Origin of the sequence: Halioglobus japonicus (assembly GCF_001983995.1) — a bacterium.
GTDB classification, from domain to species: domain Bacteria; phylum Pseudomonadota; class Gammaproteobacteria; order Pseudomonadales; family Halieaceae; genus Halioglobus; species Halioglobus japonicus.
Genome location: NZ_CP019450.1, coordinates 1,297,552 through 1,320,111 on the forward strand (window position 1 = coordinate 1,297,552; position 22,560 = coordinate 1,320,111).

The following is a 22,560-nucleotide window of genomic DNA, read 5'->3' on the forward strand; positions in this document are numbered from 1 at the left end:
TAAAGGATATACAGGATTGGCGCGGCGTCAACTCGCCACGAGCACGCCACGCAGGGAGTTGGGCAGGGCCTCAAACACCTCTACGTCGGCGAATTCGCCAATCAGGCTGTGGTCAGTGCAGCTGAAGTTAACGGCGCGATTGTTCTCAGTACGCCCCTGGAGCTGCCCCGGGTCTTTTTTCGATACGCCGGTGACCAGAATGCGCTGGGTAGTGCCGACCATGCGACGGCTGATTTCCTGGGCATGCTGGTTAATCCGGTTCTGGAGAATTTGCAGGCGCTGCTTCTTCACATCTTCCGAGGTATCGTCCGGTAAGTCAGAGGCCGGGGTGCCCGGGCGGGCGCTGTAAACAAAGCTGAAGGACACATCGAAGCCGATGTCTTCGATCAGCTTCATGGTATCGGCGAAATCGGCCTCGGATTCGCCCGGGAAACCGATAATAAAGTCCGAGGAGATGCTGATGTTCGGGCGGATTTTGCGCAGGCGGCGGATCTTGGACTTGTATTCCAGGGCCGTGTGGCCGCGCTTCATGGCGTTGAGGATCTTGTCCGAGCCGCTTTGTACCGGCAGGTGCAGGTGATCGACCAGCTGTGGAATGTCCGCATAGGCCTCAATCAGGGCATCTGAGAATTCGACCGGGTGAGAGGTGGTGTAGCGAATACGCTCGATACCGGGAATCTTTGCCACGTAGTGCAGCAACTCGGCGAAATCGACAATGTCGCCCTCATGGCTCTCGCCGCGGTAGGCGTTCACGTTCTGGCCGAGCAGGTTGACCTCGCGGACTCCCTCGCCGGCGAGGTGGGCGATTTCAGCGATCACATCGTCCAGCGGGCGCGACACCTCTTCGCCGCGGGTATAGGGCACCACGCAGAAGGTGCAGTACTTGGAGCAGCCTTCCATGATGGAGACAAACGCGGTGGGGCCATCCACCTTGGGCTCGGGCAGGCGGTCGAATTTCTCAATTTCCGGGAAGCTGACGTCTACCACCAGGGTGCCGCCGGGGCCTTGTTCTGCCTCGCGCTGGTCCATCATGTCCGGCAGGCGGTGCAGGGTCTGGGGGCCGAACACCAGGTCCACATAGGGGGCGCGCTTGCCGATTTCCTCGCCTTCCTGGCTGGCCACGCAGCCGCCGACGCCGATTATAAGGTCCGGGTTTTTCTGCTTCAGGTGTTTCCAGCGGCCCAGCTGGTGGAACACCTTCTCCTGAGCCTTTTCCCTTATAGAACAAGTATTTAGAAGGAGCACGTCGGCCTCCTCAGGGTTGTCTGTGGGCACCAGGTCATGGCTTTCCTCGAGCAGGTCACGCATACGCGCGGAGTCGTACTCGTTCATCTGACAGCCGTGGGTCTTGATGTACAGTTTCTTGTTCACAGTTCCTCGGTTCCTGCGGCGCGCCGCCGCGGGTCTATTCGATCGCAAAAAGGGCAGCGGATTATACAGAGGGATGTCCCCGAAACCTAGTACTGACGGGGGCTGCAGGCTGGTAATTCGTCGCCATGGTGGTAATATTGCCGCCCCCTGCAAATATGGCCCGGCCATGGCCCGCCGCAGGGGGTATCATCAACCCGTTTCACCACGAGAAAAGCATGCCAGCTCAACCCGTTTACAAAGTCATCTTCCAGAACGGCACCCAGGTCTACGAAGTGTTTGCCCGGCAGATTTACCAGAGCGATATGTGGGGCTTTATCGAGGTTGAAGAGTTTGTGTTTGGCGAGCGCTCCCAGATCGTGGTTGACCCGTCTGAAGAAAAGCTCAAAAACGAGTTTGCCGGCGTGACCCGCAGCTACATTCCCATGCAGGCTATCCTGCGTATTGACGAGGTCGACAAGGAAGGCGCGGTCAAGGTATCGGACGTCAAACCTGCCGAAGGCGGCAATGTGGCGAGCTTCCCCTTTGCCGGTTCCGGACCGCCCCAGATCTCAGACGAATAAACTTGCTGCACCCAGTATGGTGAGCCTGGTTCAATAGCGCCCCGCTATTGGCGCGGTAGCCCGTGGCAGGGCTTTCTAGCCCGGTGTATAGGTGTACAATGGCGACCGCTCGATACACACTCCACACCCAAGGACCCCGCCATGACCGTGATTCGTCAGGACGATTTCATCGACAGCGTCGCCGATGCGCTGCAGTTCATCTCTTACTACCACCCGAAAGACTTCATCGACGGTGTCTACGAGGCGTGGCAGAAAGAACAGAACCCGGCCGCCAAAGATGCCATGGCCCAGATCCTGATCAATTCACGCATGTGTGCCGAGGGCAAGCGCCCCATTTGTCAGGACACCGGTATTGTCACGGTCTTCCTGAAGATTGGTATGAACGTGCAGTGGGATGCCCAGATGTCTGTGGCGGATATGGTCAACGAAGGCGTGCGTCGCGCCTACCTGAATCCCGATAACGTGCTGCGCGCCTCTATTCTCGAGGACCCGGCCGGTGCCCGGAAGAACACCAAGGACAACACCCCTGCCGTCATCCACATGGAAGTTGTCGAAGGCGACACGGTTGATGTGCAAGTGGCTGCCAAGGGTGGCGGTTCTGAGAACAAGTCCAAGATGGCCATGCTCAACCCCTCCGATTCCATCGTCGACTGGGTGGTGAAGACCGTACCCACGATGGGCGCCGGCTGGTGCCCGCCCGGCATGCTGGGCATTGGTATTGGCGGCACCGCTGAAAAGGCCGCAGTTATGGCCAAGGAAGCGCTGATGGAGCCGATTGATATTCATGAACTGCGCGAGCGCGGGCCTTCCAACCGTGCCGAAGAGCTGCGCCTGGAAATCATGGAGAAGGTGAACAAGCTGGGTATTGGTGCCCAGGGCCTGGGCGGCCTGACCACGGTTATGGACGTCAAGATCAACGACTACCCGACACACGCGGCGTCACTGCCTGTGTGCATGATTCCCAACTGTGCGGCCACCCGTCACGCGCACTTTGAGCTGGATGGCTCGGGCCGGCCCTGCAAACACCGCCCAGCCTCGACGACTGGCCGATTGTTTCCCAGGAAACCGGCGACAACGTTCACAAGGTCAACCTGGACACGATTACCCGGGAAGACGCCAGCCAGTGGAAGCCGGGCGACGTTCTGCTGCTGTCGGGCAAGATGCTCACCGGCCGCGATGCAGCTCACAAGAAGATGAAGGAACTGATTGAGTCCGGTGAAGGCCTGCCTTCTGAGGTAGACCTCAAGGGCCGCTTTATCTACTACGTGGGCCCTGTAGACCCGGTGCGCGATGAGGTTGTAGGCCCCGCCGGCCCCACCACCTCCACCCGCATGGATAAGTTCACTGACTTTGTGCTCGAGCACACCGGCCTGCTGGGCATGATCGGCAAGGCCGAGCGCGGCCCCGCTGGTGTTGAGGCTATCAAGAAGCACAAGGCCGTCTACCTGATGGCAGTCGGCGGTGCCGCCTATCTGGTCTCCAAGGCGATTACCTCTGCCAAAGTGGTTGCCTTCCCGGAATTGGGTATGGAAGCTATCTACGAGTTTGAAGTGAAGGATATGCCGGTGAGTGTCGCAGTCGACATGGAAGGTACGTCAGTCCACGAGGTAGGCCCCAAGATCTGGCAGGCAAAGATCGAGGAAGAGGCCATCGAGGTTGTCTAACACCTTTTACTGGCACGACTACGAGACTTTCGGCGCGGACCCTTCCCGCGATCGTCCGGTGCAGTTTGCCGGGCTGCGCACCGACGCCGACCTCAACCCCATTGGCGAGCCGCTGGTGATTTTCAGCCGGCCCGCCAACGACTTTCTCCCTCACCCGCAGGCCTGTCTGGTCACCGGAATTACCCCGCAACAAGCGCTGGCGGAAGGCATGCCCGAGGCGGAGTTTATTCGCCTGATTCACGAGGAGCTCGCCCAGCCAGGCACCTGTGGTGTGGGTTACAACAGCATTCGCTTCGACGACGAGGTTTCGCGTTACACGCTGTACCGTAATTTTTACGACCCCTATGCCCGGGAATGGCAGAACGGCAATTCCCGCTGGGACATTATCGATATGGTGCGCGCCTGTTACGCGTTGCGCCCCGAGGGCATTAATTGGCCGACCCGCGAGGATGGCCTGCCCAGCTTCCGTCTGGAAGATCTGACTGCCGCTAATGGGATTGCCCACGAAGACGCACACGACGCCCTGTCGGATGTGCATGCCACCATTGCCATGGCCCGTCTCATCAAGGAAAAGCAGCCGCGCCTGTTTGACTATGTGATGCAGAATCGCGACAAGCGATCGGCGGGTGCCCTGTTGCAAATGGAAGCCATGAAACCGGTGCTGCATGTCTCTGGTATGTTCGGCGCTGAGCGGCACAATATTGCCCTGATTGTGCCGCTGGCCATGCACCCGAGTAACAAGAACGAAGTGATTTGTTTTGACCTGATGGCCGACCCTGCTGCCCTGCGCCAGAATTCAGAAGAAATTGCTGCGCTGCTGTTTGCGCGCAAAGATGAGTTGCCTGAGGGTGTTGAGCGCTCCGGGTTAAAATCGGTGCACCTGAACAAGTGCCCGATTCTGGTGACGGCCAAAATGGCGGACCCTGCCACGGCGCAGCGGCTGGGCATTGACGGCGCTCGCTGTCGCGCCCACCTCGCTGCACTGCGCGAAATGCAGGCCGCTAATCCGCGTGGTTTCACCAGTAATCTACAGGGTGTTTACAGCGGCCGGGTGTTTGATGAAATCACCGACCCGGATCGCATGCTCTATAGCGGCGGCTTTTTCGGCGAGGCCGACAAGCGCCTTATGGATCAGATTCGCAACAGCAGCCCTGAAGACCTCGCCGGCACCAGTTTTCCCTTCGAAGACGCCCGCCTGCCGGACATGTTGTTCCGCTACCGGGCCCGCAATTACCCTGAATCACTCAGCCCCGATGAGCGCGCTCACTGGGAAGAGTATCGCTTCTCACGTCTCACCGAGCCCGAGGCGGGCGCCAGTATTTGTATGGAGCAATACCAGGAGACCATTGAGGCTCTGGTTGAGTCCGGTGAGCTGACCTTGCCCCAGTGTGAGTTGATGGAGCAACTGCTGGAGTACAGCGACAGCCTGTTGGCCTGAGCCAATCCTGTGAAAAGTAGCGCGACTTGAACCGCGCCCACCACTTATAATTCCGGCCAATAGTTTGGGTCTCCTGGGAGGGGAATGGTGGAATTCGCCGGAAGCAACATACTGTCGATCCAGCAATTCGAGCGCGCCGATGTCGAGCGCGTATTCTCGGTCGCTGACATGATGGAGCCCTATGCCCATCGCCGCAGGCGCACCAAAGTGCTCGACGGCGCCATTCTCGGCAACATGTTCTTCGAACCCAGTACCCGTACCCGGGTCAGCTTTGGCAGTGCCTTTAACCTGCTCGGTGGCGAGGTGCGCGAAACCACGGGGTTTGAATCCTCCGCGCTGGCCAAGGGCGAATCCCTCTACGACACGGCCCGGGTGCTCAGCGGTTACTCGGATGTCATCGTCATGCGCCATCCGGCGGAAGGTTCTGTGGCGGAGTTTGCCGCGGCGAGCCGGGTGCCGGTGCTGAACGGCGGCGACGGTGCCAACGAGCACCCCAGCCAGGCGCTGCTTGACCTGTACACGATTAAAAGCGAAATGGCTGGTCGCGGTCGGGGCATCGATAACCTGCGCATCGCCATGGTCGGCGACCTGCGCTTCGGGCGTACGGTGCATTCCCTGTGCAAGCTGCTGTGCCTGTTCGACAACGTGCATGTGACTCTGGTGTCGCCCCAGGAACTGGGTATGCCCGGCGAGATCGTCGAGCGCATGCGCAGTGCCGGTGTGGACGTGCTGGAATCGGATCAGCTGGAGTCGAGTATTGCTGCGGTCGACATCGTCTATTCCACCCGCATCCAGGAAGAGCGCTTCAGCACCCAGGAAGAGGCCGACCTGTACCGTGGTCGCTTCCGCCTCAACCAGAGCGTGTACACCGCCAACTGCGAACCGAATACAGTCATCATGCACCCGCTGCCCCGGGACTCCCGTGAAATGGCCCGGGAGCTGGACGATGACCTCAACGACAACCCGAACCTGGCGATCTTCCGCCAGACCGACAACGGGGTGCTGGTGCGCATGGCCCTGTTTGCCCTGGTGCTGGATGTGGTTGACCAGGTCGATGCCCACGCCAGCGATGTGACCTGGTATACCGCGGGCCGCTTTTAAATGCCCGAGCTGACCTTCGGGGCCGACGACGTTCGCATACTGGCTGAGGAAACGGCTTTCCAGGGCTATTTCCAGGTGCGCCGGGTGACCTTGCAATACCGCGCCTTTGGCGGTGGCTGGGTGGAACCGCAGGTACGAGAGATTTTTGAGCGCGGCGACGCGGTGGGTGTGTTGCCCTACGATCCTGTCACCGACTCCGTTGTCCTCATCGAACAATTCCGTCCGGGCGCCATGCGCGGCGCCAACAGCCCTTGGATGCTGGAACTCATTGCCGGCATTGTCGAACCTGGCGAGGCGGATGCGGAAGTCGCACACCGCGAGGCCATGGAAGAGGCTGGTTGTGAGCTGAGCCTGCTCGAGCCGATTGCCACGGTGCTGCCCAGCGCCGGAGCCTGCACGGAGGAGGTGCGCCTGTTCTGCGGTCGCATGACCACCGCAGCGGTCGGCGGGGTGCACGGCCTGCCGGAAGAGGGTGAGGATATTCTGGTGCACTCGGTGCCGGTCGCCGAAGCCTTTGACCTGCTCGATCGCAATGCCATGCCCAATGGCCACACGCTTATTGCCCTGCTGTGGTTGCGCAATCACATCGAATCGCTGCGGGAGCGCTGGGCCTAGCCGCCCGCGGACACTATGAGCGAGGCCACCACTAAAAAACGCCCGGGTCTATTGCGCTCTTCTGCGCTGGTCGGCGCGATGACCATGATGTCGCGCGTGTTGGGTCTGGTGCGGGATATCGTGGTGGCGGCTTTTGTGGGTGCCAGCGCCAATGCCGATGCCTTTTTCGTGGCCTTTAAAATCCCCAATTTCCTGCGCCGCCTGTTTGCCGAGGGGGCGTTCTCACAGGCCTTTGTACCGGTGCTGGCGGACTATAAGGAACAGGGTGCCCACCAGGCGGTCAAGGAACTGATCAATCGGGTGGCGGGGGTGCTCGGAGGCACGCTGCTGCTGGTTACGGCGCTGGCTGTGCTGGCGGCACCACTGGTGGCGGCGCTGTTTGCCCCGGGATTTGTCAGCCAGCCCTACAAATACCAACTTACCAGTGACATGATCCGGATTACCTTCCCGTATCTGTTGCTGATATCGATGACGGGGTTTTGCGGCGCCATTCTCAATAGTTACGGGCGCTTTGCGGTGCCTGCGTTCACCCCGGTGTTTCTCAACCTGTCGCTGATCTTCGCCGCCGTGGTAGCGTCGCCCTGGTTTGCTGAACCGGTGTTTGCGCTGGCCTGGGGCGTGTTCTTCGCGGGCGTAATACAACTGTTGTTCCAGCTGCCATCACTATACCGGCTCGATCTGGTGCCGCGCCCGGTGGTGGATACCCAGCACGAAGGCGTTCGGCGCATCATGAAGTTGATGGTGCCGGCGCTGTTTGGTGTCTCTGTCAGCCAGATCAACCTCCTGTTGGATACGGTATTGGCCTCGTTTCTGCCCACGGGCAGTGTCTCCTGGTTGTACTACTCGGACCGGTTGGCGGAACTGCCGCTAGGTGTGTTTGGCATCGCCATTGCCACGGTGATTTTACCCAACCTGTCGGCTCATCGCGCCGCAGCGCGGGAGCAGGAATTCGCGGTGACCCTGGACTGGGCGACCCGCTCGGTACTGCTCATCGGCATGCCGGCGGCGGTGGCCCTGATTCTGCTGGCGGAGCCGATTCTGGTGACTCTGTTCCAGTACGGAGAACTCACCCCAGGCGATATCCATATGGCCTCGCTGTCACTGCGGGCCTACAGCCTGGGCCTGATCGCCTTTATGTTGATCAAGATTCTGGCGCCGGGTTTTTACGCCCGTCAGGACACGGCTACCCCGGTCAAAATCGGCATTATTGCGATGGCGGCCAACATGGTGATGAACCTGGCCTTTGTGCTGCCCTTGTTGTGGTACCTCAATATTGGCCACGTGGGGCTGGCGCTGGCCACCTCCTGTTCGGCCTGGCTGAATGCGGGGCTGCTTCTGCGCGGTCTGCGCCGTGACGGTGTGTTTGTGTTCCAGCCGGGCTGGGGCATGTATGCGGGCCGTCTGATCGCGGCGACCGTGGCGATGTCGGCGGCGGTGATGTTGCTGGCGGCGCCGACGGAGCAGTGGTTGGCCTGGGGGTGGCGGGAGCGGGCGCTGCAGATGGGCATGGTTTGTGGTGCTGGTGTAGTGGCGTATCTAGCGGTGCATTTTGTGCTCGGGACTCGGTTGCGGCATTTGCGGGCGCCGGGGGCGGTTTAGATCGCTCTCTGGGTGTCGGTTCAGAGACGGGATAATCTGCTCGGAACCACTTCAAGCCCACTGCTGTGCGGTTTTGGTCGTTCTCTGGTTGGCGGTCCAGAGACGAGAAACCCCTCTCAGAACCACTGCAAGCCCGTCCATGGGTCGTTTCGGCGTCCGCCATCCCTGGCTCCCGACGATTCTGAGAGGGGTGTCCCGCCTCTGAACCTTTATCGAGCAGACTAAAGAGTATCGTTGTTGAGACTGGCGCCTGTGTTGCAGGCGGGACGGTAGGTCGTCACGCCTTGAGTGTTTTCTTGGGATGTTTTCTATCGGGGTAGCAGGTGGTGCAGATCTCGCAGACACGGCCGTCGCAGCCGCGGGCGGTGCAGTACTCGCGGCCGTAGAAGATGATCTGCAGGTGGAGTTTGTTCCAGTATTCCTCGGGAAACAGGCGCTTCAGGTCGCGCTCGGTCTGGACCACGCTCTTGCCTGAGGTCAGGCCCCAGCGCTGGGCCAGGCGGTGAATGTGGGTGTCCACGGGAAAGGCGGGCACGCCGAAGGCCTGGGACATCACAACCGAGGCAGTTTTGTGGCCTACGCCGGGGAGTTTTTCGAGTGCCTCCATGTCCTGGGGCACTTCGCCATCGTACTCTTCCACCAGAATTTCCGAGAGGCGCTTAATCGCCTTGGACTTCTGTGGCGACAGGCCGCAGGGGCGGATGATGTCCTGGATTTCGCCTACGTCCTGGGGGGCCATGTCGTGGGCGTTGTCGGCCAGGGCGAATAGCTCAGGCGTAATCTGGTTGACGCGCTCGTCGGTGCACTGGGCGCTGAGAAGCACCGCGACCAGCAGGGTGTATGGGTCCTTGTGGTCCAGCGGGACGGGCGTTTCCGGGTAGAGCTCCTGTAGTCGCTTGAGTATGTAGGCGACGCGATCGGACTTGAGCATATTGGCCATTATAGGGTCTCCAGGTACGCCGCGATGCGCTCGGCGGCTTCTACACACTGGGCCATTTCGGCGACCAGGGCCATGCGTATGCGGTTGGCGCCGGGGTTGTGGCCGTCCACTTCTCTGGCGAGGAAGCTGCCGGGGAGCACGGTAACGTGCTGCTGGGCGAACAGGCCACGGGCGAACTCTGTTTCGCCAATCGGTGTTTCGGGCCACAGGTAAAAGCCGGCGTCGGGGCGAGTCACGTTCAATTTGTCGCCGAGAATGTCCAGTACGGCGTCGAACTTGGCGCGGTAGCGGGCGCGGTTTTCGATGACGTGTTGCTCGTCATTCCAGGCGGCGATGCTTGCAATCTGGTGATGGGCAGGCATGGCGCAGCCGTGATAGGTGCGGTACTGCAGAAACTTGCCGATGATGTCGGCGTCGCCGGCCACGAAGCCGGAGCGCAGGCCGGGCAGGTTGGAGCGTTTGGACAAGCTGTGGAACACCACGCAGTTGCGGTAGCTGCCATCGCCCATGGCGGCACAGGCCTGCAGTAAGCCGGCGGGCGGGTTGGATTCGTCGCCGTAGATCTCGGAATAGCATTCGTCAGAGGCGATCACAAAGTCGTGTTCGCTGGCGAGCTTGATCAGGTCCTGTAATTGCGTCAGTGACATGACTGCGCCGGTGGGGTTGCCGGGGCTGCAGATGTAGAGCAGTTGGCATTGCTGCCATTGGTCTTCGGTGACGGCGGCAAAGTCGGGCAGGTAGCCGGTGTCGGGGCCGCAATCCAGGAAGACGGGGGTTGCGCCGGCAAGTAGGGCCGCGCCCTCGTAAATCTGGTAAAAGGGATTGGGGCTTAGCACCAGGGGTGCTTTGTCGCGATCGACGATTGTCTGGGCGAAGGCAAACAGGGCTTCGCGAGTGCCGTTCACCGGCAGAATATGGCGCTCTGCGTCGATGCCCTGCAGCTTGAAACGGCGCTGCAGCCAATCGCCAATGGCTTCACGCAGAGCGTCGCTGCCCCGGGTCAGGGGGTAGCTGGCGAGTTTGTCGAGATTGTCAGCGACGGCCTGCAGTACGAATGCGGGCGAGGGGTGTTTGGGCTCGCCGATAGACAGGGCAATGGGATTGGTGTCAGCCGGTGCTTCGAGATCGGCGAACAGCGCCCGCAGCTTCTCGAAGGGATAGGGTTGCAGGCGTTGCAGGTCGGGGTTCATCGTGTACCGTCGTGAAAATTCAGTGGGGGAATGCTCAGGCTGTTTCGTTCAGCTCTTCTCGAATGGCCCGCTGTAATGCCTCACAGCGCTCCGGGTCGGTAATGGGCTGCTGGTCAGCGTCAGTAATAAAGAACACGTCTTCTACCCGTTCACCGAGGGTTTGAATCTTGGCGGCCTGTAAATCGATGTCGAAGTCGACAAAAATCTTACCAATACGAGCGAGTAGGCCGGGGCGATCGGGGGTGGCAATCTCCAGTACCGAGTAATTTTTTACCTCATCCACGGACATGCTGGTTTCGGTGGGGATGGAGAATGATTTCTTGGCCCGCGGCGTGCGGCGATTCACTACCTGGGCGCTCGCGTCCTGGCTCAGGGCGTGGGAGAGAGCTTCGCGGATGTCGTTGATTCGCGCCTGGTCCTCGGCGATCGCCTGGCCGTCAGATCCGAGCACGAAGAACGTGTCCAGTGTCATGCCGTCGTTGGCGTTGTAAATGCGCGCATCGTGAATCGACAGATCCAGCTGTTCCAGCTGAGCACAAATACGCGAAAACAGGGCAGCGGAAGAGCGGGCGTGAATAAAGATCTGGGTGGTATTGGCGACATTGGAATCGAGACTGCTGCGGGCCAGCACCAGCGGCTTGCTTTTGTCATGGTGACCGGCAATGGCTTCGGTGTGCCAGGCAATGTCCTCGGCTTTCTCGCGCAGGAAGTAGTCTTCGCCGCGCTCTTTCCACACGTCTTCAATTTCCTCGATGGTGAAGCCGCGGTACTCGAGTGTGTCGATGGCTGCGTCGCGGGTTTCGTCAACCCACACCTGCTTGTCGATGGGATTTTCCAGGCCGCGCCGCAGGGCACGCTTGGTCTCGGTGTACAGCTGACGGAGCAGGCTGCCGCGCCAGGCGTTCCAGAGAGTTGGGTTGGTGCCATTAATGTCGGCTACTGTCAGAGCAAACAGGTAGTCCAGGCGATGCTGGTCGCCCACATGCCTAGCGAACTGCTGGATGACGTCGGGATCGGAAATGTCGCGACGCTGGGAGACGGCAGACATGGTCAGGTGGTTTTCCACCAGCCATACGACCAGGTTGGTGTCGCGCTTGCTCAGTTTGTGCAGTTCGCAGAACGCCTGGGCGTCTACCGCGCCGAGTTCTGAATGGTCGCCGCCGCGGCCCTTGCCGATGTCGTGGAACAGGCCTGCGAGGTATAGCAGTTCGATCTTGGGCAGACGCGCGGTCACCCGGCTGGTCACGGGGAAGCGCTCGGCGAACTCGGGAATCTGGAAGCGACGCATGTTTTCAATCACTTCCAGGGTATGTGCATCCACGGTGTAGGTGTGGAACAGGTCGTGCTGCATCTGGCCGATAATCTGGCCGAATTCGGGAATATAGCGCCCCATAACGCCGTAGCGAACCATGCGTTTGAGCTGGCGGGTCAGCTTGTAGGGCGAGCGCAGCAGGTCCATGAACATCTTCTGGTTGATTTCACTGGCGCGGAAACTGTCGTCGATGAGGTCGAGTGATCTGCGCAGCTGGCGGATCGTGGGCGCGGCAATACCGTTTATCGCATCGTTGCGTGCGCTGAGCAGGAACACCTCGAGTATCGCCGAGGGGTCGATCGAGAACACGTTGTCGTTGCGCGCCTCGATATAACCGTTGCGCATCTGGAAGCGGCCGTTCAGCTCGAGAATGTTGTGGTCGCCTTCTGCCGTGAGTATGTCTTGGTCGAAGTTCTGGATAAGAACCTCGTTGAGCATGCCCAGGGCCTGGGCCCAGCGGTAGTAAACCTGCATGAACTGTTCGACGGCGAGCTTCTCGCCATCTTCGAAACCCCACATCTGGGCCAGCTCGCGCTGATGGTCGAACAGCAGACGATCTTCCTCGCGACCGGTAATCATGTGTAGGGCGTAGCGCACTCGCCACATGAAATCGCGGCCATCGCGCAGGATTTGGGCCTCTACCGGCTCGAGGAACTCGGCGGCGGTAAGGCGATCCAGCGACTCCACCCCAAAGTGGCGCTCGGCAATCCAGCCAATAATCTGCATGTCGCGGAGGCCGCCTGGTGAGGACTTCACATTGGGTTCGAGGTTGTATTCGGTGTCGGCAAACTTGGTGTGGCGATTGCGTTGCTCTTCGACCTTGGCGCGGAAGAATGCCGGGCTTGGCCACATCTTCTCGGTTGAGGTGCCCTGTTGGACTTCCTCCATCAGCCGCTGAGGCCCGCGAATCACCCTTGCCTCCATCAGGTTGGTGAGGATGGTGATATCGCCGGCGGCATTCTCAATACACTGCGCTACCGTGCGCACGCTGTGACCGATGTCCAGGCCGATGTCCCACAGCAGGGTCAGGAAACCCTCCAGCTTTGCCTCAGCGTCGCCAGCGTTCTCATCCAGCAGTAACAGAATGTCGATGTCAGAGCAGGGGTGAAGTTCGCCGCGCCCGTAGCCGCCCACAGCCACCAGACAGTGCTCGCTGTCCGCGCCGATGTTTTGCTCCCACAGCTGGCCCAGCAAAGCGTCGACGAAAGCGGCGCGTTGGCGGATCAGTGATTCAACGGGGCGCCTTCGCGAAATTGCTGGTGCAGGTATTCTGTGGCCTGAACAATGGCGCCTTTGCAGGCGGCGATGGCATCGGTGCCGCCCAGGCGGTCGCGCAGAGCGGTGGAGTCAAATAGTTCTGTGGGCAGAGGGGCGAGGGATGAGGGCACTGGATTCCTTAGAAAGTCTCGTTACTGCGACGGGTAAAGATTTCGCAGCCGTCTGCGGTGACGCCAATGGTGTGTTCCCACTGTGCCGACAGGCGGCCGTCCTTGGTGGTTACGGTCCAGCCATCTTTCTGGTTCAGGCGAGTGTGACGTTTACCTGCGTTAACCATGGGCTCTATGGTAAAGGTCATGCCTTCTTCGAGCGTGAGGCCAGCACCTTTGCGGCCATAATGCAGTACCTGTGGATCTTCGTGGAATACCTTGCCGATGCCGTGGCCGCAGTACTCGCGCACCACTGAGTAATAGTTTTTCTCAGCGTGGGCCTGGATGATGGCGCCGATATCGCCCAGTGTGGTGCCGGGGCGGACAATATCCAGAGCTTTGTACAGGCATTCCTGAGTAATCTGGATCAGGCGGGTTGCATGGGGAGCGACGTCGCCGACTTCCACCATAATACTGGTGTCGCCGTGGTACTCATCTTTAATCACGGTGACATCGATGTTAACGATATCGCCGTTCTTGAGCTTCTTGTTGTCCGACGGAATGCCGTGACACACCACGTCATTCACCGACGTGCAGATCGACTTCGGGAAGCCGTGGTAATTCAGGGGCGCTGGTATCGCTCCTGCGGCGATAATATAGTCGTGACAGATGCGATCCAGGTCACCGGTGGTGACGCCCACTTGTACGTGGGGTTGGATCATCTCCAGTACTTCGGCGGCCAGGGCGCCGGCGGCGCGCATCTTTTCCAGCTCGTCCGCAGTCTTGATACTTACTGCCATTTGCAACCTATTGAAATATATAAGAAATATGGGTCCGGCCTGCGCTTGGCGAGGGCCGGAGGAGGCACATTCTACATGAATCAGGGTGGCAAAAGGTAACGCGGCGTGAATTTGCGATGATTTAGCGCTTTATCCACCCATCGCTCTGTGGTATAAAGCGCGCCTCGTTGCCCTGGCGTGGCTGATTTTTGGTCGCCCAGAGGGGATCGGGCACTAATTGACACACACATATCGACACCTGTTCCAGGGTGCCAACGGCTTGGCCTGCGGTTTGGAATCGGGGATATGTGGAGGACTAACCCAAATACAAGGTATTTATTATGTCGCAAGTAAGCATGCGCGACCTGCTGCAGGCAGGCGCCCACTTCGGTCACCAGACCCGCTACTGGAACCCCAAAATGGACCAGTACATCTTCGGTGCCCGCAACAAGATCCACATCATCAACCTCGAGCACACCGTTCCTGCGTTCAACGAAGCGTTGAACCTGGTGAAAGGCCTCGCGGGTAACAAGAATAAGATTCTGTTCGTTGGCACCAAGCGCGCCGCCGGCAAAATCATCAAAGAGCAGGCGGAACGCGCCGGCCAGCCCTACGTCAGCCACCGCTGGCTGGGCGGCATGCTCACCAACTACAAAACCATTCGCGCGTCCATCAAGCGTCTGCGTGACCTGGAAGCCCAGCAGGCCGACGGCACTTTCGATCGCCTGACCAAGAAAGAAGCCCTGATGCGCACCCGCGACATGGAGAAGCTTGAGCGCTCCATCGGTGGTATCAAGGAAATGGGCGGTCTGCCCGACGCGCTGTTTGTCGTTGACGTTGATCACGAGCGCATCGCGATCACTGAAGCCAACAAGCTGGGTATCCCCGTGATCGGCATCGTCGACACCAACTCCAACCCTGACGGTGTTGACTACGTTATCCCCGGTAACGACGACGCGATCCGTGCGATCAAGCTGTACGTCACTGCCGTGGCTGATGCGTGCCTGGCTGGCAAGGCTGAATCTGGCGAAGCGATTCCTACCAAGGATGAGTTCGTCGAAGAAGCCGCTGCTGAAGAAGCCGCCGAGTAAGTTCAAGCCCCGGCGCTGCAGAAACTGTAACGCCGGGCACCTAGAATCTCCCCCGGCGCATCGCTGCCGGGGTTTTTATTTTCAGATCCAATCACCCGGGATTGCATAGGAGGACAATCAATGTCAGCAAAACTGGTTAAAGAACTGCGTGATCGTACAGGCCTGGGCCTGCTCGAGTGCAAGAAGGCACTGGCCGCTGCCGACGGCGACGTCGACAAGGCAATTGAAGAACTGCGTAAGTCCAGCGGCATGAAAGCTGCCAAGAAAGCTGGCCGCACCGCCGCCGACGGCGTTGTTGTGACTCGTCTGGCTGAAGACGGCAGCTACGGCATGCTGGTTGAAGTTAACTCTGAAACCGACTTCGTTGCTCGCGACGATAACTTCCTGGCTTTCGTAAACAGCGTTGCCGATGCGGCTTTCGCTGCCAAGCAGACTGACGTTGCCGCCCTGATGGACGGCGACCTGGAAGCAGCACGTGAAGCGCTGGTACAGAAAATCGGTGAGAACATCGGTGTACGCCGCATTGAGCTGGTTAACGCTGACGCCGGTGTAGTTGGTGCCTACGTACACGGCAACAACCGCATCGCGGTACTGGTTGAGCTCAAGGGCGGCGACCAGGATCTGGCCAAAGATGTGGCTATGCACGTTGCAGCGGTTAACCCCCAGGTTGTATCCCCCGCGGATATGCCCGAAGAGGTTGTCGCCAAGGAGAAGGAAATCTACACCGCACAGGCCGCTGAATCCGGCAAGCCCGCCGAGATTATCGAGAAGATGATTGGCGGTCGTGTGAAGAAGTTCCTGGCCGAGAACTCTCTGCTGGAGCAGGCGTTCGTTAAAGATCCCGACGTAACCGTTGGCAAGCTGGTTTCTGCCGCTGGCGCAGAAGTGGCTTCATTTGTCCGCTTCGAAGTGGGCGAAGGCATTGAAGTCGAGAAAGTTGACTTCGCTGATGAGGTTGCGGCCCAGCTCAACGGCTAAGGCGCAATCACGCAGATATCCACCGCGTGGATGGGAAAGGGAGCTTCGGCTCCCTTTTTCTTTTTCTGGCCCTGATTCGACTAAAAGTCGGGGCCAATTGCATGGAATTCCTGTTGCTCGAACAGGTCCTATGTATAATTCCAGCAAAGACCGACGTGTTAGTAATTCCCAATGTCCAGAGACGATATCGACCACATTCCCTCTATTGTGCCATCGCGCGATAACGAACACACCATGGTCCGCCCCACGCCGGGCGCCACGCGCGGCAAGCCCGGAGGCTCGGGCGGTGGCAGTCGCCCGCCAGCCAAAGCGTCGTCTGGCGGTGGCGTGTTCGGCAAGCTGGTTGCCGTTGTGGCGCTGGTGGTTGCGGCCGTGGCCTGTGCCTGGGCCTGGCAATTGCAGGAGCAGCTCCGGCAGAGCGAGTACGCCCTGCAGGGGCACGAAACGCGTATTGCCGATTTGGAGGCTCGCCTGTCTGATACGGACGAGGGCATGAGCCAGAACGCGGCGGTGCAGGCGGCCAAGCTGCGCGAACTGGATTCAGAGGTTCGCAAACTCTGGGACAATGTGTGGAAAAAGTCCAAGGAGCGCCTGGGTAAGCTGGAGGCGACGACCAAGAAGCAGGGCACCCAGATTGCGGCGAACGAAAAGTCGATTTCCTCGACGTCGTCAAAGGTGAACAGTGCAGCGGCCGACCTCGCCAAGCTTAAGAGTGTGTCGGGTGACCTGAGCCGCTTGATGAACAGCGCCAAGACCAATCAGGCGGAAGTCGAGCGGGTGGCCGATACTCTGAATCGCATCAATCTGGATATGGCCAAGCTCAATCGCCTGGTGAAGGCCAACGAGGAAGCGGTGCGCTCCACCGACGCGTTCCGGCGCCAGGTGAACGCGTCTATCGCAGAACTTGAGAGCTCGGTGCGAATTCTACAGGCGGCGCCTTGATGGCGCCGCGGTCAGGCCAGCGCCTGACGAATGCTGGCGAGTTTCACGCAGATCACAAAGGCCTCCGCCGTTGCCTGCACGTCCTTCAGTGAGGGGTAGCTGGGCGCCAGGCGGATATTGCTGTCCTCGGGGTCGTTTCCGTAGGGGTAGGTGGCACCGGCAGGGGTGAGCGCCACGCCAATATCCGCCGCAAGTTTCACCACGGTTTGGGCCAGTCCCGGACGGGTATTGAAGGAAATAAAGTAACCGCCCTGTGGCGACAGCCACTCGCCCATGCCTGTGTCGCCCAGTTCATTTTCCAGCGTTGCCAGTACGGCGGCGAATCTAGGCCGCAGTAGTGCGGCGTGCTTTTCCATATGGGCCGCGATGCCGGCCGGTGACTGCAACAGTTTAACGTGGCGCAGCTGGTTGACCTTGTCCGGACCGATGCTCTGAAACCCCAGGTGTTGCTTGAAGGCCGCGAGGTTGGCCGGACTACTGGACAGGAAGGCTACGCCCGCGCCGGCAAAGGTGACCTTGGAGGTAGACCCGAACTGGAACACGCTCGACTCAGTGCCATGCTTGACGCTGTAGTCCCTGATATTGGCAAGCTCGGGGGCATCCGCGTCGATGGTGTGCACTGCGTAAGCGTTGTCATACATCACGATAAAGTCATCGCTGGCGATAGTGCCCAGCCTGGCCAGGCGCTCCACTGTCTCTTCGCTGTATACACAGCCAGTGGGGTTGGAGAAGCGCGGCACGCACCAGATGCCTTTAATGGCAGGATCGGAGCTAACCAGGCGTTCGACTTCGTCCATATCCGGGCCGTTTGCATCCATCGCCACCGGGATCATTTCAATGCCGAGATGTTCGCAGATGGCGAAGTGACGATCGTAGCCGGGCACCGGGCACAGGAATTTCAGTTCATCAGAGTTCCCCCAGGCCGATTCAGCACCGCGCAGGCCGACATTGAGGGCGAAGTCGATCACGCTGTACATCAGGGTCAGTGACGAGTTACCGCCGATCACAATGTCTGACTCAGGCACACCCATCACCTTGCTGAACAATGCCTTGGCCTCTGGCAGGCCATCGAGGCCGCCATAGTTGCGCACGTCGGTGCCGTTGCTGGCGCGATAGTCGCCTTCGAGAATACCGTCGAGGGCGTCGGACAGTGACACCTGCTCGGTGCCGGGTTTGCCACGGGTCAGGTCCAGTGATAACTGGCGCTCTGCCAGGGCCCGGTACTGTGCTTCCAGGGTGTCGAGTTGGGCGCGTAATTGGTCGGCCGACATTTGCTCGATATGCACGGTGGCTTCCTTGTGGTGGTCTAGAATTCAGGGCAGGGGAGTATAGCCGCGGTGCGCCTGCGCGAACAGGTGACCAATGTCACAAGCTTGAATTCAGCACTGGTGCCCGCATATCTGTGTCACAGACATTGCCTTGAGGATAAGCATGAACGAGCACGAAGAAGCGCTGGAACCCGAAGTACTGGAACCGGAACAGGCCGCCGGTGCACCGGCGGTAGCCGACGACGTGCTCCCGGATACCCTGTACCTGATGCCGGTGCCGAATCGTCCGTTTTTTCCTGGGCAGGTGCAGCCGGTTGGCATGAACCCGCAGGAGTGGGCGACCACGCTTAAAGCGGTGGCCGATTCCGGCACGCGTTTGATCGGGCTGTCCTATGTGCCGCCGGGCGAGAACGGCGAGATTGATATTCGTCGTTTCCCGGAAATCGGCTGCGCGGTGCGCCTGCATCGTCCCCCGGGTGGGGCGGACCAGCCCGGCCAGTTTATGGCCCAGGGCCTGCGGCGTTTTCGAATTGTTCGCTGGTTGAATGACAAGCCGCCCTTCCTGGTGCAGGTAGAGTATCCACGCAGCCAGGGTGAAAAAGACTCGGACGAGATCAAGGCCTACGCCATGGCGTTGATCAAGGCCATTAAGGAACTGCTGCCTCTCAACCCCTTGTACAGCGAGGAATTGAAGCAGTACCTGTCCAACTTCAGCCCCAACCAGCCCAGCTTGCTGGCCGATTTCTCGGCTGCCCTGACCACGGCTTCGGGCGAGCAGCTCCAGGAAATATTGGATACCTTGCCATTGCGGTCACGCATGGAGAAGGTCCTCACGCTGTTGCGCAAGGAGCGCGAGGTAGCGGAGTTGCAGGGGCAGATCACCAGTCAGGTAAATGACAAGGTCAGCGATCAGCAGCGGGAGTTCTTTCTGCGTGAGCAGTTAAAGATCATCCAGAAAGAGCTGGGTATCTCGAAGGACGATCGCACCTCCGATGCCGACATGTTTGAGGAGCGTATTGCCGGGCTGGAGCTGCCTGAGGTGGTGGCAAAGCGTATCGATGACGAGCTGCAAAAGCTCTCGGTGCTGGAGACCGGTTCACCCGAGTACGGCGTGACGCGCAATTACCTGGACTGGGCCACTTCCGTGCCCTGGGGTGTGCACTCCGAGGACAATCTCGATCTCAAACACGCCCGCGGTGTGCTGGCGGAGCATCACGATGGCCTGGAAGATGTAAAAGAGCGCATTCTCGAATTCTTGGCGGTAGGCTCATTCAAGGGTGAAATCGCCGGCTCCATCATGTTGCTGGTCGGGCCACCCGGAGTAGGCAAGACCAGTATCGGCCGCTCTGTGGCAGATGCCTTGGGGCGCGAGTTTTATCGTTTCAGTCTGGGCGGCATGCGTGACGAGGCCGAGATTAAAGGCCACCGGCGCACCTATGTCGGCGCCATGCCCGGTAAATTCGTGCAGGCCCTGAAAGAGGTGAAGGTATCTAACCCCGTTATCATGCTCGATGAGATCGACAAGATCGGGGCTTCCTATCAGGGTGATCCGGCGTCGGCTTTGCTTGAGGTGCTGGACCCGGAGCAAAACAGCGAGTTTCTCGATCACTACCTCGACCTGCGGGTGGATCTGTCCAAGGTGTTGTTTATATGTACGGCAAATCAGCTGGATACTATCCCCGGGCCTTTGCTCGACCGGATGGAGGTGACCCGCCTGTCCGGTTATGTGGCCGAAGAAAAGCTGGCAATTGCGCGCAACCATCTGTGGCCGCGGCAGTTGGAGCGTCACGGACTGGGCGAGGATCAGCTCAAGATCAACGATGCCGGGCTCAAGTATGTGATTGATTCCTACTGTCGCGAGGCCGGCGTGCGCAACTTGGAAAAGCAGCTGTCACGGATTATGCGCAAGTCGATTGTGCGCATGCTCGACACGGGCGAGGAAAAGCTGCGGGTTGGCAAAAAGGATATCGACGACCTGTTGGGCAAGCCGCATTTCATGCCGGACAAGCCTGTGCGAGGCCTTGGTGTTGCCACAGGCCTGGCCTGGACCGCCATGGGCGGCGCGACCCTGGCCATTGAGTCATCGCAAATCCATACCTTGAACCGCGGCTTCAAATTAACCGGGCGTCTGGGCGAGACCATGCGTGAATCCGCGGAAATCGCCTACAGCTATGTGATTGCCCATTTGAAAGACTATGGTTGCGATCGCGACTTCTTTGATATGTCGATGGTGCATCTGCATGTCCCGGAGGGGGCCACGCCCAAGGATGGTCCCAGTGCCGGCATTACGATGGCGACGGCGCTGGTCTCATTGGCCCGCAAGGAGCGTATCAAGCGCCCTCTGGCCATGACAGGCGAGCTGACGTTGACCGGCCAGGTGCTGCCCGTTGGGGGGATTCGTGAAAAGGTGATCGCCGCCCGACGCAGCAAAATCATGGAGTTGATTCTACCCCATGCCAACCGGCGCGATTTTGAGGAGCTGCCCGAGTACCTGCGTGAAGGTATCAATGTGCACTTTGCGCGCAATTATCGCGAGGTGTTTGAGTTCGTGTTCCATGAGCACCGCAAGGATAAGTCGCTGCATTGATCAGCGCGGCCTGAGGCCGCGCCGTAACCGGATCAGTACTGGTTGTTTGCGTCCGAGAGTTGCTCGTTGAGCGTCAGGAAGTCCCACAGTACGCCGAGCAGGAAGAAGCCACCGGTGCACAGGTAGATGACACCGGTAATCCACTTGCCCATGTACATGCGGTGGATACCGAAGATGCCCAGGAACGTGAGCAGAATCCAGGTCAGGTCATAATCCTTGGGCCCGGGGACAAACCGGCGATCCGCATCGCGGGACATGCCCGGGATAAGCAGTAGATCGATAATCCAGCCGATAAAGAACAGGCCCAGGGTGAAAAACCAGATAACGCCCGATATCTGCCTGCCGTAGTAAAACCTGTGGGCCCCAATGAATCCGAAGATCCATAGCAAATATCCCATAAAGACCGAATGCGTACCTTCCTGGCGTTCCAAGTCGCTGCTCCCGCAAGTGTGTATTGCCATGGTGTTGGCTCTGGTGGGCCGCGTCAAGAGGCTGGCGCCCGCGTCAGAGTGACTATAATGATCTGGTTCATGGCCCCGCGCCGGTAAAGCGGTACGCTGGTAAGCAACCCTGTAGGTCACCCCAGAGGACCTCGAATGTCTGTTGAGCACCGCGATCTGCACCACGAATTTCCTGAACTGCATGACCGCATCCACGAACTCAAGATGAATGATGCCCATTTTCGGCGCCTGTTCGATGAGTGCCACGAGCTGATTACCAGTATCAAAAAGATGGAAGATGAAGTGACCCCGGTAGCGACCCGCACCGAGGAGGAGGCCAAGATCCGGCGTTTGCACCTCAAGGATGAGCTCTACCGCATGCTCACGGCGGCCTGACCGTGGCGAACGAAACGCTTCGCGCCGAACTGGAGCAACGCCTGGCGACCATGCAGCGGCGCCTGGCCAGCATTAAGGCTGACGTCACGCACGAATACTCAGGTGACTCCGCGGAGCAGGCCCAGGAACGTGAGAACGACGAGGTGGTGGACCCCATTGGCAACGAAACCCGTCAATCCCTGCGCGATATCCGGATGGCGCTGGACAAGATTGAAGCTGGTACCTACGGCGAGTGCGAGCACTGCGGCGAAAACATCGCGGAGGTGCGCCTGCGGGCAATCCCTGAGGCCACGCGGTGTGTGGGTTGTGCTGACTAAGCACTTATGTGGGTGGTTTTTATAGCTGTATGGAATAAAGGGGGCTTGAGCCTCGTTTTTCATGCATGATCCGCGACTCGAAGGCGCTGGTGGTGGCCGGTAGTGGCCTTTCTGGGGCCCGGGAAATGGTAAAAGTCCCCCTTCTCGAATTCCCCCTAAAATAATCCCAAACCCGCCTTGACACTGCCGGGGCTGGTCCTTAGAATTCGCCTTCCTTTTTCGGGGGGTCCCTTTGCGGGCCTCTGGTTTTTTATTTGATTGGAGTTAGGTCAGGTGCAGAATCAACGTATTCGTATCCGTCTCAAGGCTTTTGACCACAAGCTGATCGACACGTCGACTCAGGAAATTGTGGAAACTGCGCGCCGTACCGGTGCCCAGGTCAAAGGTCCTATCCCCCTTCCTACCCGGAAGGAAAAGTACACCGTGCTGGTTTCCCCGCACGTAAACAAGGACGCACGTGACCAGTACGAAATTCGTACGCACAAGCGTCTGTTGGACATCGTGGAGCCTACAGAAAAAACTGTAGACGCCCTGATGAAACTAGACCTGGCAGCAGGTGTAGAAGTACAGATCAGTCTTGGCTAACGACAAATCGTAAGCAAGAC

General features: G+C 59.3%; 20 protein-coding genes and 1 pseudogene. 13 read left to right on the top strand and 8 right to left on the bottom strand.

The features are described from left to right. Positions 1–27: 27 nt before the first annotated feature. Complete coding sequence (gene miaB / locus BST95_RS06140; protein ID WP_084198572.1) at positions 28–1,371, bottom strand: tRNA (N6-isopentenyl adenosine(37)-C2)-methylthiotransferase MiaB; 1,344 nt, start codon at positions 1,369–1,371, stop codon at positions 28–30. 215 nt (positions 1,372–1,586) lie between these two features. On the opposite strand from miaB, the gene BST95_RS06145 reads away from it, so the two are divergent. The 6 genes and pseudogenes from BST95_RS06145 (at position 1,587) to murJ (ending at position 8,348) form a co-directional block, all read left to right on the top strand. Continuing rightward, positions 1,587–1,931 carry a DUF1820 family protein gene (locus BST95_RS06145; RefSeq protein WP_066056196.1) on the top strand — a complete coding sequence of 115 codons (345 nt, stop codon included), beginning with the start codon at positions 1,587–1,589 and terminating at the stop codon, positions 1,929–1,931. Positions 1,932–2,072: 141 nt separating this feature from the next. Continuing rightward, a pseudogene (locus BST95_RS06150) lies at positions 2,073–3,595 on the top strand (fumarate hydratase). Next, positions 3,588–5,033 carry an exodeoxyribonuclease I gene (sbcB, locus tag BST95_RS06155; protein ID WP_084198573.1) on the top strand — a complete coding sequence of 482 codons (1,446 nt, stop codon included), beginning with the start codon at positions 3,588–3,590 and terminating at the stop codon, positions 5,031–5,033. Before BST95_RS06150 ends, sbcB begins: the two are co-directional and overlap by 8 nt. An 87-nt stretch (positions 5,034–5,120) precedes the next feature. Then, positions 5,121–6,134, top strand: a complete 1,014-nt coding sequence (locus BST95_RS06160) for an aspartate carbamoyltransferase (protein WP_084201064.1) — start codon at positions 5,121–5,123, stop codon at positions 6,132–6,134. Then, positions 6,135–6,749, top strand: a complete 615-nt coding sequence (locus tag BST95_RS06165) for an NUDIX domain-containing protein (RefSeq protein ID WP_066055420.1) — start codon at positions 6,135–6,137, stop codon at positions 6,747–6,749. It begins immediately after the preceding gene. A gap of 15 nt (positions 6,750–6,764) precedes the next feature. After that, positions 6,765–8,348 (top strand): murein biosynthesis integral membrane protein MurJ, encoded by a 1,584-nt coding sequence (murJ, locus tag BST95_RS06170; RefSeq protein WP_084198574.1) that lies wholly within the window; start codon positions 6,765–6,767, stop codon positions 8,346–8,348. Positions 8,349–8,625: 277 nt separating this feature from the next. On the opposite strand, the gene nth is transcribed toward murJ, so the two are convergent. From nth to map, 5 genes are read right to left on the bottom strand one after another with little or no spacing between them, the layout of a single operon-like run. Continuing rightward, positions 8,626–9,279 (bottom strand): endonuclease III, encoded by a 654-nt coding sequence (gene nth, locus BST95_RS06175; protein ID WP_084201065.1) that lies wholly within the window; start codon positions 9,277–9,279, stop codon positions 8,626–8,628. An 8-nt stretch (positions 9,280–9,287) separates the two neighbouring features. After that, positions 9,288–10,478, bottom strand: a complete 1,191-nt coding sequence (gene dapC, locus BST95_RS06180) for a succinyldiaminopimelate transaminase (RefSeq protein ID WP_084198575.1) — start codon at positions 10,476–10,478, stop codon at positions 9,288–9,290. Between the two features lie 34 nt (positions 10,479–10,512). Next, complete coding sequence (glnD, locus tag BST95_RS06185) at positions 10,513–12,984, bottom strand: [protein-PII] uridylyltransferase (protein WP_240500267.1); 2,472 nt, start codon at positions 12,982–12,984, stop codon at positions 10,513–10,515. A 29-nt stretch (positions 12,985–13,013) separates the two neighbouring features. Next, positions 13,014–13,178, bottom strand: coding sequence for a hypothetical protein (locus BST95_RS20360; RefSeq protein ID WP_240500268.1), 165 nt, complete (start codon positions 13,176–13,178; stop codon positions 13,014–13,016). An 8-nt stretch (positions 13,179–13,186) separates the two neighbouring features. Beyond that, positions 13,187–13,957: a type I methionyl aminopeptidase gene (map, locus tag BST95_RS06190; protein WP_084198576.1), complete on the bottom strand. Its 771-nt coding sequence runs from the start codon at positions 13,955–13,957 to the stop codon at positions 13,187–13,189. Between the two features lie 320 nt (positions 13,958–14,277). On the opposite strand from map, the gene rpsB reads away from it, so the two are divergent. The 3 genes from rpsB (at position 14,278) to BST95_RS06205 (ending at position 16,947) form a co-directional block, all read left to right on the top strand. After that, positions 14,278–15,027 carry a 30S ribosomal protein S2 gene (gene rpsB / locus BST95_RS06195; protein WP_066055410.1) on the top strand — a complete coding sequence of 250 codons (750 nt, stop codon included), beginning with the start codon at positions 14,278–14,280 and terminating at the stop codon, positions 15,025–15,027. Between the two features lie 120 nt (positions 15,028–15,147). After that, entirely contained in the window at positions 15,148–16,005 is an 858-nt protein-coding gene (gene tsf, locus BST95_RS06200) for a translation elongation factor Ts (protein WP_066055407.1), read from the top strand. Between the two features lie 171 nt (positions 16,006–16,176). Then, positions 16,177–16,947, top strand: coding sequence for a hypothetical protein (locus BST95_RS06205; protein WP_229801786.1), 771 nt, complete (start codon positions 16,177–16,179; stop codon positions 16,945–16,947). Positions 16,948–16,958: 11 nt separating this feature from the next. Here BST95_RS06205 and BST95_RS06210 read toward each other — a convergent pair whose 3' ends face one another. After that, positions 16,959–18,233 (bottom strand): aspartate aminotransferase type Ic, encoded by a 1,275-nt coding sequence (locus BST95_RS06210; protein ID WP_373295105.1) that lies wholly within the window; start codon positions 18,231–18,233, stop codon positions 16,959–16,961. A 145-nt stretch (positions 18,234–18,378) separates the two neighbouring features. Between BST95_RS06210 and lon the strand changes: the two genes are divergently transcribed. Next, positions 18,379–20,802, top strand: coding sequence for an endopeptidase La (gene lon, locus BST95_RS06215; protein WP_084198577.1), 2,424 nt, complete (start codon positions 18,379–18,381; stop codon positions 20,800–20,802). Positions 20,803–20,834: 32 nt separating this feature from the next. Here the strand turns inward: lon and BST95_RS06220 are convergent, their stop codons facing one another. Continuing rightward, entirely contained in the window at positions 20,835–21,200 is a 366-nt protein-coding gene (locus BST95_RS06220; protein WP_180962045.1) for a TM2 domain-containing protein, read from the bottom strand. 198 nt (positions 21,201–21,398) lie between these two features. Between BST95_RS06220 and BST95_RS06225 the strand changes: the two genes are divergently transcribed. The 3 genes from BST95_RS06225 (at position 21,399) to rpsJ (ending at position 22,540) form a co-directional block, all read left to right on the top strand. Continuing rightward, positions 21,399–21,638, top strand: coding sequence for an HP1242/YdcH family protein (locus BST95_RS06225; RefSeq protein WP_084198579.1), 240 nt, complete (start codon positions 21,399–21,401; stop codon positions 21,636–21,638). A 2-nt stretch (positions 21,639–21,640) separates the two neighbouring features. Continuing rightward, positions 21,641–21,955, top strand: coding sequence for a TraR/DksA family transcriptional regulator (locus BST95_RS06230; protein WP_229801787.1), 315 nt, complete (start codon positions 21,641–21,643; stop codon positions 21,953–21,955). A gap of 273 nt (positions 21,956–22,228) precedes the next feature. Then, the gene (gene rpsJ / locus BST95_RS06235) at positions 22,229–22,540 is read left to right on the top strand and encodes a 30S ribosomal protein S10 (RefSeq protein ID WP_066055391.1); all 312 of its coding nucleotides are present in this window, start codon (positions 22,229–22,231) and stop codon (positions 22,538–22,540) included. Positions 22,541–22,560: the final 20 nt, after the last annotated feature.